General features: G+C 63.0%; 18 protein-coding genes. 11 read left to right on the forward strand and 7 right to left on the reverse strand.

Annotated elements, in window-relative coordinates; genetic code table 11:
• Positions 1-40: 40 nt before the first annotated feature.
• Together NVV77_RS19900 and gloB are read right to left on the reverse strand one after the other, a co-directional pair.
• On the reverse strand, positions 41-292 hold the full coding sequence (locus NVV77_RS19900) for a hypothetical protein (RefSeq protein WP_295415880.1): 252 nt from the start codon (positions 290-292) through the stop codon (positions 41-43).
• Positions 293-433: 141 nt separating this feature from the next.
• Entirely contained in the window at positions 434-1,201 is a 768-nt protein-coding gene (gene gloB, locus NVV77_RS19905; RefSeq protein ID WP_295415883.1) for a hydroxyacylglutathione hydrolase, read from the reverse strand.
• A gap of 84 nt (positions 1,202-1,285) precedes the next feature.
• Here gloB and NVV77_RS19910 point away from each other — a divergent pair, with 84 nt between their 5' ends.
• The 3 genes from NVV77_RS19910 to NVV77_RS19920 are packed head-to-tail and all read left to right on the forward strand — an operon-like array spanning position 1,286 to position 4,154.
• A complete protein-coding gene (locus tag NVV77_RS19910) occupies positions 1,286-2,095 on the forward strand; it encodes a class I SAM-dependent methyltransferase (RefSeq protein WP_295415885.1) in 810 nt (269 codons plus the stop codon).
• Positions 2,092-3,186 carry a histidinol-phosphate transaminase gene (hisC, locus tag NVV77_RS19915; protein ID WP_295415888.1) on the forward strand — a complete coding sequence of 365 codons (1,095 nt, stop codon included), beginning with the start codon at positions 2,092-2,094 and terminating at the stop codon, positions 3,184-3,186. The genes NVV77_RS19910 and hisC overlap by 4 nt, the downstream gene beginning before the upstream one ends.
• Positions 3,183-4,154, forward strand: a complete 972-nt coding sequence (locus tag NVV77_RS19920; RefSeq protein ID WP_295415891.1) for a prephenate/arogenate dehydrogenase family protein — start codon at positions 3,183-3,185, stop codon at positions 4,152-4,154. Before hisC ends, NVV77_RS19920 begins: the two co-directional genes overlap by 4 nt.
• Here NVV77_RS19920 and NVV77_RS19925 read toward each other — a convergent pair.
• Positions 4,151-4,864 (reverse strand): transglycosylase domain-containing protein, encoded by a 714-nt coding sequence (locus tag NVV77_RS19925; protein WP_295415894.1) that lies wholly within the window; start codon positions 4,862-4,864, stop codon positions 4,151-4,153. The genes NVV77_RS19920 and NVV77_RS19925 overlap by 4 nt on opposite strands.
• An 84-nt stretch (positions 4,865-4,948) precedes the next feature.
• Here NVV77_RS19925 and NVV77_RS19930 point away from each other — a divergent pair, with 84 nt between their 5' ends.
• The 6 genes from NVV77_RS19930 (at position 4,949) to NVV77_RS19955 (ending at position 8,855) form a co-directional block, all read left to right on the forward strand.
• The gene (locus tag NVV77_RS19930) at positions 4,949-5,851 is read left to right on the forward strand and encodes a polyprenyl synthetase family protein (RefSeq protein WP_295415896.1); all 903 of its coding nucleotides are present in this window, start codon (positions 4,949-4,951) and stop codon (positions 5,849-5,851) included.
• 1 nt (position 5,852) lies between these two features.
• A complete protein-coding gene (locus NVV77_RS19935) occupies positions 5,853-6,485 on the forward strand; it encodes an MOSC domain-containing protein (protein ID WP_295415899.1) in 633 nt (210 codons plus the stop codon).
• A 12-nt stretch (positions 6,486-6,497) separates the two neighbouring features.
• Positions 6,498-6,965, forward strand: a complete 468-nt coding sequence (locus tag NVV77_RS19940; RefSeq protein WP_295415901.1) for a YbaK/EbsC family protein — start codon at positions 6,498-6,500, stop codon at positions 6,963-6,965.
• The gene (locus tag NVV77_RS19945) at positions 6,947-7,603 is read left to right on the forward strand and encodes a methyltransferase (RefSeq protein ID WP_295415903.1); all 657 of its coding nucleotides are present in this window, start codon (positions 6,947-6,949) and stop codon (positions 7,601-7,603) included. The genes NVV77_RS19940 and NVV77_RS19945 overlap by 19 nt, the downstream gene beginning before the upstream one ends.
• A 107-nt stretch (positions 7,604-7,710) precedes the next feature.
• The gene (locus NVV77_RS19950; RefSeq protein ID WP_295415905.1) at positions 7,711-8,145 is read left to right on the forward strand and encodes a PACE efflux transporter; all 435 of its coding nucleotides are present in this window, start codon (positions 7,711-7,713) and stop codon (positions 8,143-8,145) included.
• 110 nt (positions 8,146-8,255) lie between these two features.
• Complete coding sequence (locus tag NVV77_RS19955) at positions 8,256-8,855, forward strand: glutathione S-transferase N-terminal domain-containing protein (RefSeq protein WP_295415907.1); 600 nt, start codon at positions 8,256-8,258, stop codon at positions 8,853-8,855.
• A gap of 117 nt (positions 8,856-8,972) precedes the next feature.
• Here the strand turns inward: NVV77_RS19955 and ispG are convergent, their stop codons facing one another.
• Positions 8,973-10,214, reverse strand: coding sequence for a flavodoxin-dependent (E)-4-hydroxy-3-methylbut-2-enyl-diphosphate synthase (gene ispG, locus NVV77_RS19960; protein WP_295415910.1), 1,242 nt, complete (start codon positions 10,212-10,214; stop codon positions 8,973-8,975).
• Between the two features lie 142 nt (positions 10,215-10,356).
• Between ispG and NVV77_RS19965 the strand changes: the two genes are divergently transcribed.
• Positions 10,357-10,569 carry a DUF4287 domain-containing protein gene (locus NVV77_RS19965; protein WP_295415911.1) on the forward strand — a complete coding sequence of 71 codons (213 nt, stop codon included), beginning with the start codon at positions 10,357-10,359 and terminating at the stop codon, positions 10,567-10,569.
• Between the two features lie 63 nt (positions 10,570-10,632).
• Positions 10,633-10,932 (forward strand): DUF1232 domain-containing protein, encoded by a 300-nt coding sequence (locus tag NVV77_RS19970; protein WP_295415913.1) that lies wholly within the window; start codon positions 10,633-10,635, stop codon positions 10,930-10,932.
• Positions 10,933-10,988: 56 nt separating this feature from the next.
• On the opposite strand, the gene NVV77_RS19975 is transcribed toward NVV77_RS19970, so the two are convergent.
• The 3 genes from NVV77_RS19975 to NVV77_RS19985 all read right to left on the reverse strand — a co-directional run bounded on the left by NVV77_RS19975 (position 10,989) and on the right by NVV77_RS19985 (position 12,490).
• Entirely contained in the window at positions 10,989-11,504 is a 516-nt protein-coding gene (locus NVV77_RS19975; protein ID WP_295415916.1) for a DUF1465 family protein, read from the reverse strand.
• A 477-nt stretch (positions 11,505-11,981) separates the two neighbouring features.
• On the reverse strand, positions 11,982-12,203 hold the full coding sequence (locus NVV77_RS19980) for a hypothetical protein (protein ID WP_295415919.1): 222 nt from the start codon (positions 12,201-12,203) through the stop codon (positions 11,982-11,984).
• A 95-nt stretch (positions 12,204-12,298) separates the two neighbouring features.
• On the reverse strand, positions 12,299-12,490 hold the full coding sequence (locus NVV77_RS19985; RefSeq protein ID WP_367178656.1) for a DUF1192 domain-containing protein: 192 nt from the start codon (positions 12,488-12,490) through the stop codon (positions 12,299-12,301).
• Positions 12,491-12,530 lie beyond the last annotated feature (40 nt).

Genomic DNA, 12,530 nt, shown 5'->3' on the forward strand with positions numbered 1-12,530 from the left:
AGCAAAATCCCCGCTCTCGAGGCGGGGATTTCTTTTTGAACTAAGCGACGACCGTCTTGCGATAGCCTTCCGGCATCCGCTTCACGGCAACCCCGGCACCCTGCCGATAGGCCCCCACGGCGCGGTCCACACTCGCCGTCCGGCGCTCGCGCTGGCTCGGCAGATGTTCCCGTGCCGCAATCAACTGGCTCACGAACGCGGCGGTCGGTGCGCTCCAGGCGAGCGAGGGGCGCGGGCCCGCTACCGTGACCGGTACGGGAAGCTGCGTCCGCTGTGTTTCAATCTCGCTCATTCTGGTCCCTCGCCTGTGTCATCGAGGGCCAGTTGTTCCACTTTGAAACGGATCAACCGGCCCCTGCACGTTAAGGTGCAAGGCGCGTGCCAGACGTTAACAGTCTGTTAACGATTTGGGATCCCGAAAAGCGCTCTGTTCTCAGAAATTATCCTTGCCCTTGCGGACGGCAGCAAAGACCTCAGAGGGCTCTTTCCCAGTGAGCCCATAATGCCGCGCCAGCTCCGGCGCATCAGCGCGCAGGAACGGATTGGCCCGCTTGTCCTCGCCCAGTTCAAACGGAATCGTCGCCTTCCCGGCCTGCCGCAGCGCCTTCACTTCCGCCGCCCGCGTCTGCAGTGCCAGGTTGTCGGCATCGACGCTCAACGCGAACCGCGCATTGCTCTCGGTATATTCGTGCCCGCAATAAACCAGCGTCTCATCCGGCAGCGCCCGCAGCCGCTCCAGCCCCGCCCACATCGGCCCCGGCGTCCCTTCGAACATTCTCCCAACACCGAGCGAGAACAGCGCATCGGCAGAGAAAAGATGTTTGTTTTCAGTATCATGATAAACGATGTGCCCGAGCGTATGCCCCGGCGTCGCGATGATATTGAACGCCGTCTCGCCCAGCATCACCCGGTCGCCATCGCCGACCAGTTCATCGAGCCCCTCGATTTTGTCCGCCTCCGCCCGCGGTCCCACCACCCGGCTGCCAAAGGCCGCCTTCAATTCCCCAATCCCTTCGACATGATCGAGGTGATGATGGGTGATGAAAATATCGCTCAACTGCCAGCCGCGCATCTGCAAGGCATTGCGGATCGCCGCCGCTTCCGGCGCATCGAGCGCCGCCGTGCGGCCCGTCGCCTCGTCATGGATCAGATAGCCGAAATTGTCCTGGCGAGCGGGAAAAACGTCAACGATCACGGCCATCTAAAACTCCTCTTCATAGGTCGCGACAGGCTAGGACCGACACCTTGCGATGACAACCCAGCCAGCTTTGGCTAGACTTGATTCATGACCAGCGATGTCACCCGCCTGATCTCCTATTACAAGTCTCCGCTCGGGCGGATCACCCGCGCTTTGGTGCGCGAGCAGATCATTGCGCTGTCCGGCGACCTCAAGGGCCGGCGCGTGCTGGGCCTTGGTTTTTCAACGCCTTACCTGCGCTTTGCCCTCGAACCGGCAGAGCGCGTCCTCGCCGTCATGCCCGAGCGCCAGGGCGCCTCTGCCTGGCCGCGCGAGGGCCCGTCGCATACCGTCCTCTGCGATCCCCTCGAAATGCCGCTGGCGGATGCATCCATCGACATCACGATCGCCGTCCACGCGCTGGAACATGTTGCCGACGCCGAGGAGTTGATGCGCGAACTCTGGCGCATCACCGCGCCCAATGGCCACCTGGTCCTGGTCGTGCCGCGCCGCCGCGGCATCTGGGCCCAGCGCGATGCGACACCCTTTGGCCAGGGAAATCCCTATTCCGGCGGACAATTGGAAAAACTCCTCCGCGACCACAGCTTCGTGCCCGAAGCCTGGCGCGATGGCCTGTTCTTGCCGCCGATCCAGTCCTCGCTCGTCCTGCGTTCCGCCCGCTTCTTCGAGCGCGTCGGCCGCCTTTTTCGGCCCGCCGATGAGCGGGGTCATCTGTGTCCGCGCCCGCAAGGAAGCCTTCCCTGCCGTGCCCCGCCGCAAGCGTGCCGAACGCTATGTGCGCCTGCCGGGCCTTTCGGCGGCAACCGCCCGCTCAAGCTGAGAGAGCCTTTGCCTTTATTCCGCGCTTTGCATATGGTCCGCGCGGCCTTTCCTGCCTGTCATAAAAGTGCGTCATGACCGCTCCCACTCGCCCCACTCCGCAGCCCGGAATTTTGGATATCGCGCCCTATCTGCCGGGCAAATCCGGCGCGCCGGGCAGCAAGGCGATAAAACTCTCGGCCAATGAATCCCCGCTCGGCGCCAGCCCCAAGGCGGTGGCCGCCTTTGCGAGCGCTGCCCAGCACCTCGAAATCTACCCCGAGGGCTCCTCGCGCCTGCTGCGCGAAGCCCTCGGCGAAGTGCACGGTGTCGATCCCGCCCGCATCATCTGCGGCAATGGCTCGGACGACCTACTGCACCTCCTCGCCCAGACCTATCTGGGCGAAGGCGACGAGGCGGTGATGAACCGCTACGGCTTCTCGGTCTATCCGATCATCACCATGGCGGCCGGCGCAAAGATCGTCATGGTCGACGAGACCGACTACACCGCCGATGTCGACGCGCTCCTCGCCGCCGTCACCGAGCGGACCAAGGTGATCTGGCTCGCAAATCCCAACAATCCGACCGGCACCTATCTCAGCGATGCCGAAGTGCGGCGCCTCCATGCCGCCCTGCGCCCCGACATCCTGCTCGTTATCGACAGCGCCTATGCCGAATATGTCACCGCCGCCGACTATTCCGTCGGCCTCGATCTCGTTGGCGAAGCGGAAAACGTCGTCATGGTCCGCACCTTCTCCAAGATGGGCCTTGCCGCCGCCCGCATCGGCTGGATGGTCGGCCCCGATCACGTGACCGACGCGATCCACCGCATTCGCGGCCCCTTCAACGTCAACCTGCCCGCCCAATTGGCCGGCGCCGCCGCAACGCGCGACGTCGAATTCAACGCCAAGCTGCGCGAGCACAATGCCACGTGGCGCGAGTGGCTGACGGCCGAACTCAGCGGCAACGCCATGCGCGTGCTGCCGAGCCAGGCCAATTTCGTCCTCGTGCTTTTCCCTGACGCCGAAACCGCCGCCCGCGCCTTCGACACCCTGATGGAGGGCGGCTATATCGTGCGCGAAGTCGGCAAGTCCTACGGCATTCCCACGGGCCTGCGCATCTCCATCGGCTCCGAAGACGCCATGCGCGGCGTCGCAAAAATCCTCAAATCCATGGTGATCTCCCAATGAGCACCCACTTTCGCAAGCTCGCCCTGATCGGCATCGGCCTGATCGGTTCGTCCATCGCCCTAGCCGCCCGGCGACAGGGTCTCGTGGATGTCATCTCCATCTCGACCCGCCGCCAGGAAACGCTGGATGAAGCGCGCGAACTTGGCCTTGGTGACATCTACACCCTCGACGCCGCCGAAGCCGTGCGCGGCGCCGACCTCGTCATTCTCTGCGCTCCAGTCGGCGCCTATGACGCGCTGGCAAAAGCCATTGCCCCCGCCCTCGAACCGGGCGCCGTCGTCTCCGATGTCGGCTCGGTCAAAGAGCACGTCGTCAAGGTTGTTGCCCCGCATCTGCCGGCCAATGTGCATTTCATCCCCGGCCACCCGATTGCCGGCACCGAGCATTCCGGCCCCTCCGCCGGTTTCCCGGAGCTTTTCGCCGGTCGCTGGTGCGTTCTGACGCCGGGCGCCGAAGTGCCCGCGGCACAGACCGAAAAGCTCGCCAGCTTCTGGGCTGCCATGGGCTCCCAGGTCGAGATCATGGACGCGGCGCACCACGACATGGTGCTGGCCATCACCAGTCATATTCCCCACCTCGTCGCCTACAATATCGTGGGCACAGTCGCCGATCTTGAAACCGCGACCCAGTCCGAAGTCATCAAGTTTTCGGCCTCCGGCTTCCGCGATTTTACCCGCATCGCTGCCTCTGATCCGGTCATGTGGCGCGACGTTTTCCTGACCAATCGCGACGCCGTTCTCGAAATGCTCGGCCGCTTCCTTGAGGATCTTTCGGTGCTGCAGCGCGCCGTGCGCACCGGCGACGGCGACTCGCTCGAAGCCATGTTCACCCGCACCCGCGCCATCCGCCGCTCGATCATCAATGCCGGCCAGGAAACCGCAGCGCCCGACTTCGGCCGTCCGCACGAAACCCCGCCGGTTCCAGAGACGGCCATCGTCCGCGAACACGGCGGCGGCGACGACGCCTAAAGGTCGAGCCGGCCGCTCTTCCCCACGCAGTTGGCGCGCTCCCCATAGGTGCGCGCCCGCTCCTCGACGATCCCGGCAACCCTGAGCAGCCCGGCATTGGGCCGTGCCGGATTCCTCACGATCGGATTGGGCAGCGTCACCGCCAACAAACTGGCCGTGCGCCAATCAAGATTCTGCGGCTCCCGCCCAAAGGCCCGCTCGCTCCCGGCGGCCACGCCGAACTCGCCCTGCGGCCCCCATTCAGCAATGTTGAGATAGATCTCCATGATCCGCTTCTTGGGCAGGACCAGGTCGACATAGACCGCCAGCGGCACTTCCAGCGCTTTTCGGATAGGGTCGGGCTCGTTCCAGAGAAACAGGTTCCGCGCCACCTGCATGGTCAGCGTTGAAGCGCCACGCGTCGGTTCACCGGCAATGAAATTGTCGATCTCGGCCTGCAAGGCACTGACATCGACACCCCAATGCCGGCAGAATTGTCCGTCCTCAGAGAGGATGATGGAGGCCTTCAGTCGGTCCGAAATATCGTCGATATCGCGCCACGTCCGCACCACCGGCCGACCAGTCAGATAGCGCTCCAGCATCGGCACTGAAACTGGCGCAACCACGAGATAGACCGGCGTCAGCACCAGCGGAATGGCGACCAGCACCGCAATGACGGCGCCAAGAAAGCGTAGTGCCCGCCAAATACCCTTGGATGCTTTTCGTGCCATGGCATGGTGATAGCCGCAGTTGGTGTGACGGCCAAGGCCGGAAGTCCCCTTGAAGCCTTCATGCCAACGGGTTAGCAACGAGCCATGTACGACTTTTCCGCCGACAGTGCCGATTGCGCCCGCGCCGTTGAGGCCGGTCTTTCCGATTTTCTTACCGGCGCACGGCTCTCCGGCCCCGGCCCGGCGGCTGATCGCGTCGTCGCCGCCATGCGCCACGGCGCCCTCGAAGGCGGCAAGCGCCTGCGCCCACTATTGGTGCGTCAGGCAGCAGCCATCTTCTCGCTGCCGCCATCCGCATCGCTGCTGACCGGCCTCGCCATCGAAATGGTGCACTGCTATTCGCTGATCCACGACGACCTGCCGGCAATGGACGACGACGACCTGCGCCGCGGGCGCCCCACGGTTCACAAGGCCTTTGACGAAGCCTCGGCCATTCTCGCCGGCGACGCCCTTCTCACCCACGCCTTTGCCGTTCTCGGCGACGCTTCCTGCCATGCCGATCCCGCAGTCCGCATCCGCCTTGTCACCGAATTGGCGCTGGGCAGCGGCGCCGGCGGCATGGTCGGCGGCCAGATGCGCGATATCGAAGGCGAAAAGGGCGGCTTCTCTGAGGGCGAAATCTCCATCATGCAGGCGATGAAAACCGGCGCCCTGATCCGCGCCAGCGTCCGCATGGGCGCCATTCTCGGCGGCGCCGACCCGCGCGCCCTTTCCGCAATGACTGCCTATGCTGAAGCCGCCGGCCGCGCCTTCCAGCTCGCCGACGATATTTTGGACGTGACCGCCACCCCCGAAGCCATGGGCAAGGCCACCGGCAAGGACGCCGAAGCCGGCAAGCAGACCCTAGTCTCAAAACTCGGCGTCGATGGCGCCCGGAAGGTGCTCAACGACACGGTCAACGAAGCCATTCTGGCGCTCCGCACCTTTGGCCCCAAGGCCGATGGCCTCCGTGCCACGGCAAAATACTTTGCGAGCCGGGAGAAATAGCATGGCAAAGCTCCTCGCCGTGTGCACCGGCAAGGCCGAACACATCGAGGGCTATAGCCCGCTCACCGGCATCAACAAGCGCGCCGTTTCCGGCCCTGTCACCATCGGCCCGCAAGGCATTGCCGAAGACGCGATTTTGGATCGCCAGCACCACGGCGGTTCCGATCAAGCCATTTACGTCTATTTCCAGGGCGATTATGATTGGTGGGCTCAGGAAGGCGTCGCCTCCACACCCGGCCTCTTCGGCGAGAACCTCGTCATCCAGGGCCCCATCAGCGCCGATACCGCCATCGGCGACCGCTACCAGATCGGCGATTGCCTGTTGGAAGTCACCTATCACCGTACCCCCTGCATGACCTTCGCCGCCAAGATGGGCGACAAATTCTGGGTGAAACGCTTCCACCGCGCCAACCGCCCCGGCGCCTATTGCCGCGTGCTCAATCCCGGCACAATTGAGGCCGGCATGGACATCACAGCGACGCCCTATCCGGGCGAGCGCGTGACGGTCTCCGAGCTGATGTCCTTCGATACCTCGAAAGACCTACCGCTCGATTTCATGCGCCGCGCGGTAACGACGCCGATCCGCGAAAAGACCCGCTTCAAATACGAAACCCGCCTCGCCGATCTCTTTTGAGTTGTTTTGCCGATGAGCCTTGAATCCGTCCGCGGCGACCTCGCCGCCCGTGCGCCCGATCTCGCCGTTGAAGTCACCGACAATTCCACCGCCACGGTGCAACTTGCCGCCGAAGTGCATGGCGTCGAGCCCGGCCAGATCGCGAAAACCCTCTGCATCCGCATCCGCGACGAGGAAGTGCTGCTGGTGACGCGCGGCGACGCACGCCTCGACAACCAGAAATCCAAATCCGCTTTCGGTGGCCGCCCGCGCATGCTGGGCGCCGAAGATGTCCTGCGCCTCACGAGCCATCAGGTCGGCGGCGTCTGCCCCTTCGGCCTCCCCGCCCCGCTGCCGATCTATCTCGACGCCTCGCTCAGGATCTACGACCTCGTCATCCCAGCCGGTGGCGATACGCACGCCTCGGTAAAACTGAGCGTCGACCGCCTCGCCGAACTCTGCGGCAACAAATGGGTGGATGCTTGCCAGCTTCCGGAGTGAGCCTGTCCCCGGAAGAGTTCATCCGCCAGCGTTTCACCCTGGCGCCACTCCCCTTCCGCCCTGACATTTCGCTCTATCGCCCCACCCCCCAAAGCGGGCTGATTGGCTTTCTCGCCGCGCAGGGCCGCGCCGATGAGCCGCCCTACTGGGCCTATGCCTGGGCCGGTGGCGCTGTGTTGGCGCTCTATCTGCAGGACCATCCAGAAATCGTCGCCGGCAAAACAGTGCTCGATTTCGGCGCCGGCTCCGGCCTCGTCGGCATCGCCGCAGCGCGGGCCGGCGCCACAAAAATCTGGGCCATCGAGCCAGATTCCAATGCGCACGCCGCCATGATGCTCAATGCCGAAGCCAATGGCGCTGCCATCGCCTCCTGGAATGAACACGGCCTGCCCGAGGTGGACATCATCCTCGCTGGGGACGTCTTTTACGACACCTCCGTCACCCGCCAGACCCTGCCCATCCTCGCTGCCGCCGCGACCCACACAAAAATCCTCGTCGGCGATCCTTTCCGCCGCGACCTGCCACTCGACCACTTGGACCTGCTCGCCGAATACACAGTGCCCGACATGGGCGGCGGCGCGCCGGTTCGATCGGGTGTCTTCGCCCTGCGTCCGGGGAATATCGGAAATGCCCCATAGCGCTTGCCCGAAAAACGGGAAAATCCTATATCCACACCCAAGCGAGGACGACCTCCCCCACTAAGGGTTCAGCGCTCGGGACGGCCCGGAACCACAGGGGATTTCCCATGCGGACCACCGCCGACCGTATTCGCCACGCTGTCAGTTTCGAAGTCATCGGCATCATCATCGCAACGCCGCTCGCGGCCTTTGCATTCCATCTGCCGGGCGGCGATTCCGCGGTGATCGTCGTGGCCAGCGCTACCGTCGCCATGCTCTGGAACTACGTCTACAACCTCGGCTTCGACCACGCGATGCAGCGCCTCACCGGCGGCACCGCCAAGACGGCGCGCATCCGTGTCGCCCATGCCGTGCTGTTCGAGCTTGGCCTCCTGATGATCATGCTGCCCCTCGTTGCCTGGTATCTGCAGATTTCCATCTGGCAGGCCCTGGTCATGGATATCGCGCTCGCCCTCTTCTACATGGGCTACGCCTTCGTCTTTAACTGGGCCTATGACCGCGTCTTCCCGCTGCCCGAGTGGCAGGAAGCCAAGGCGAGCTAAGCCGAACACGACGATTTGCCCCTTGTGCATCTAGAAACGCCGCGCGCGCTGGCATAGCTTGCGCGCGCTCGCCCTCCGGGGCGGAGCACGACGACACATTCAGGTAAATTATGAAGCTTTTCTATTCTCCCGGCGCCTGTTCGCTCGCGAGCCACATTATCCTTGAAGAAATCGGCCTGCCCTACGAGACCGAAGCGGTCCACCTCGGCACCAAGAAGACCGCTACGGAGGCCGACTATCTCGCCATCAATCCGCGCGGCGCCGTCCCGGCCCTCGAAGTCGCGCCGGGCGAAGTCATCACCCAGGGCCCGGCAATCCTGCAATATATCGGCGAAAAGTCCGATATCGCCGCCTTCAAGCCGGCTCATGGCACCATCGAGCGCGCACGCCTCCAGGAAGCCCTCGGCTTCATGGGCGATGTGCACAAGGCCTTTGGCGGCCTCTTCAAGCCGAACCTGAGCGATGAAGATCGCAAGGGCGTCGTTGCCGAAATCACCCGCCGCCTGACCCAGCTTGAAGCCATGCTGACCGACCGCAGCCCCTTCATGCTCGGCGCCTTTTCCCAGGCCGACGCCTATGCCTTCACCGTTGTCGGCTGGGGCCGCCAGCTGGTCGATCTCGCCGCCTTCCCGCGCCTCAGCAAGCTGATGGAAGCCGTTGGCGCCCGCCCGGCCACCCAGGCTGCCATGAAGGCCGAAGGCCTCGCCTGAAACGACAAGGGGCACCTTTGGTGCCCCTTTTTCATCCCAGATGTCCGGTAAACTTCAGCACGCCGAGCACGATGATCAGCACGGCCAGCCAGAACAGGCGACGTGTATTGCGCTCGTTCATTCCGCGGCGTTCTGCCGTCCGGTGCCGAACTTGCGCTCGATATAGTCGGCCACCATCACCTTGAACTGATCGGCCACATCGGCCCCGCGCAGCGTCGCCACCTTCTGCCCATCGACAAAGACGGGAGCGGCCGGGGTTTCACCCGTGCCCGGCAGCGAAATGCCGATATTGGCATGCTTGCTTTCGCCCGGCCCGTTGACGATGCAACCCATCACCGCCACCGACAGGGTTTCGACGCCCGGATAGCGCTCGCGCCATTCCGGCATCGAGATATTGAGATGGTCCTGAATATCTTTTGCGAGGGTCTGGAACGTCGTTGAAGTCGTACGCCCACAACCCGGACACGCCGCGACGACGGGCAGGAACTGCCTAAAACCCATGGTCTGCAGGAGTTCCTGCGCGACCTTCACTTCGGTCGTGCGATCGCCACCCGGCTCGGGCGTCAGCGAAATACGAATCGTGTCGCCAATGCCCTGCTGCAGCAGGATACCCAAGGCGGCCGACGAAGCGACAATGCCCTTCGAACCCATGCCCGCTTCGGTCAGGCCCAGATGCAGCGCATAATCGCACCGCGCGGCAAGGTCCTGATAAACGGCGATGAGATGCTGCACATCCGACACCTTGGTCGAGAGGAGGATCTGGTCGCGGCGCATGCCCAGCTCTTCGGCGCGGGCAGCGGACAGCAGTGCCGACTGGATGATGGCCTCGCGCTGCACCGCCGCAGCCGAAATCGGCGCGTCTGACACAGCGTTCTCGTCCATCAGCTTGGTGAGCAGCTCTTCGTCGAGCGAGCCCCAATTGACCCCGATACGCACCGGCTTGTTGTAGCGATTGGCAATCTCGATCAGCGTCGCGAACTGCGTATCGCGCTTGGCCTTGAACCCGACATTGCCCGGATTGATGCGATATTTCGCCAGCGCCTCGGCACAGGCCGGGTGGTCCGTGAGGAGCTTGTGGCCGATATAATGAAAGTCGCCGACCAGCGGCACGTCATAGCCCATGAAGGCCAGACGATCCCGAATGATCGGCACGGCGGCCGCGCTCTCGTCGCGATCGACGGTGATGCGCACGATCTCCGAACCGGCGCGCGCCAGCTGCATGACCTGCTTCACGGTCGCGTCGATATCGGCCGTATCGGTATTGGTCATGGACTGAACGACGACGGGCGCACCGCCCCCGACCATCACACCACCGACATTGACCCCGACTGACTGCCTACGCGGCGCTGGACCGGCCATTTTCATCCTCATTCACGCGTGCCTTCGAGATAGGCCTTCCCATCTGCGCGCGCAACTGGACAATAGCGTGACGGGTTGACCCAGCCGAGCCGTCGAAATCGACGAGAGCCATTCGTCGCGGTGTCGAACAGGAGCAAAAGCCATGACCTTCGCCGCCTATCTCAGCAATATCGAGAAGCAGACGGGCGTCTGCCCCGACGAATTCATCCGCCTCGCCACCGAAAAGGGTCTTACCGCGCCCGGCACCAAGGCAACCGCAATCACCGATTGGCTCAAGGCCGACTACAAGCTCGGACACGGCCACGCCATGGCTGTCTACAAGCTCCTCAAGGAGCAGGGCGGGCTGACAAACTAGACCGGCGCAGAGATGTGATCGGACCACTCTTGAACCAGATGCAGCCAGGACCATTTATTGGTCATGATGAACATGCTCCTCCCCCGCCTCATTCTCTTTCGCAAGGAAGTCGTGCAGCTCTGGAAGGCCTTCTGGGCCGCCGAGACTCCGCTTTACCTGAAGGCGGCGACGCTGTTCGTTGCCTTCTATCTCTTCAATCCGTTCGACATCCTGCCCGATTTCATCCCGATCCTGGGCTGGGTCGATGACATCATCCTCGTGCCCCTGATGGTGAGCTGGATTGTTTCCCGCCTGCCCGTCCCGGCCCGCGTCTATGCCGGCAAGTATGGCAAGACGGTCGATGGCAAAGCGCGGCGGATGTAGTCGCCGAAGCTGAAATGAAAAAGGCGCCCACTGGGCGCCTTTGGTTTGTCTGGAGTCTATTCCGACCGTTTGAACGCAGCGTGTAGCCGCGAAAACTGATCGGCAATGCCATTGGCCTGGCCGGCAGAGACTTCGGGCAATTTGCCCCGCTCAAGCAGGTCGAGCTGCGTAACGCGATCAAACAGCCGATCGCCCTGATCGATAAAGCTCCGCAGCTTTTCCGGCAGGTGGTCATAGCCCGGCCCGCCGCGCTCCGAAGGCGTTGCAGAAAACTGCACCTTTTCCTTCTCGGTCCGCGCATTCTCGCGCGAAATCTCGCCCTCGTTGACCGCACGTTGCAGCAGCAGCCAGGAGGCGATCTGCATCAGGCGCGTCGTGAGACGCATGGATTCGGTGGCATAGAGGAAAGAGGCTTCGCGCGGCAGCAGGCGGCTGTCCTCGCGCCCTTCCTGGTCGAGATAGGCGGCGACGGCTTCGATGAGACCCATGCCTTCGCGATAGAGCTGGTCAAAGCCCCCCGATGCCGCAATGCGCGGGCCCAGGGCAACTGCCGAACTGCTCGTCTCGCTCATATCCGCCACGGTCCATCCCAGCTTCGAGGGGTTTTCGGAGGGATGTAGAATCCCGCCTCTCATTTCCCCGCCATGCTAGGCGGAAATGAGGCCAGCGTCATCCCACGAGCGCAACTAGCCTCAACAAGTCGTTGCACGGCGGGAGTTTATCTTCGCTGGGAAAGGACGCCAGAAAAAGAAAAGAGCCGTGAATCACGGCTCTCGAAGTTAACAGGGAGGCGTCAAACAGAGGGAAAACCGCTCTGAAAAATTCAGAAAAATCTGAATAACTTCACCTTAACCGCAAAGTCTTAATTGTGCGTTAACAGGAGTCGATTTCTTAACCCTGACGAAAATTAGGTCGGGCGGAGAGTTGAGTCAGAGCGCGACGAAAATGGTGGTTTTCGAGAACCGGCGCGGAGCGTACGTTGGTACGTGAGCACCGGAAGCGTAGAAAACCGCCATTTGCAGACCGCTATGGCCAACTATCCACCCGACCTAGCGACGGCGGAACGGCGGCTGCCAATAGCGCGCCACCTGCACCTGCCACATGAATGTCTGGATCGGCTCCTCGCGCCAGGCTTGGTCGGCGAGGTTTTCGGGCGCCGGCACATTGAGCGGGCTGCCATCTTCGACGCCAGCCAGCCGCAGCGCATAGACCAGCGCCGAAGTGCCCGCGGCAAAAACCAGGGCAAGCAATACCAGAAGATTCCAAGACATGACGGCGACTCCTTGCCTGCAAGGAGTGTTAACCCGGCGCCTCACCGCCCCGAACCTTTAGTCCTTCTTAACCTTAATCCCGGGGCTTTTATCGATCAGAACTTGAACACCGCATCGGCAGCTTTTCGCGTGCTGCCGCGCGCATCGATCGCGGCCTTGAGACGCAGGATTTCCCCTTCGAGCAGGGCGATTCTCTGCTCGAGTTCCGACACGGACAGCGTATCGAGAACCATGCCGACATCATGCGCCACCGGCTTTTTGCGGCGCTGTTCTTCGTCATCCATCATGGCGGCCTCCCAAAACTTTGCCCTGTAAGATTACCTTGCC

Source organism: Devosia sp., assembly GCF_024707125.1.
In the GTDB taxonomy this organism is placed as follows: domain Bacteria; phylum Pseudomonadota; class Alphaproteobacteria; order Rhizobiales; family Devosiaceae; genus Devosia.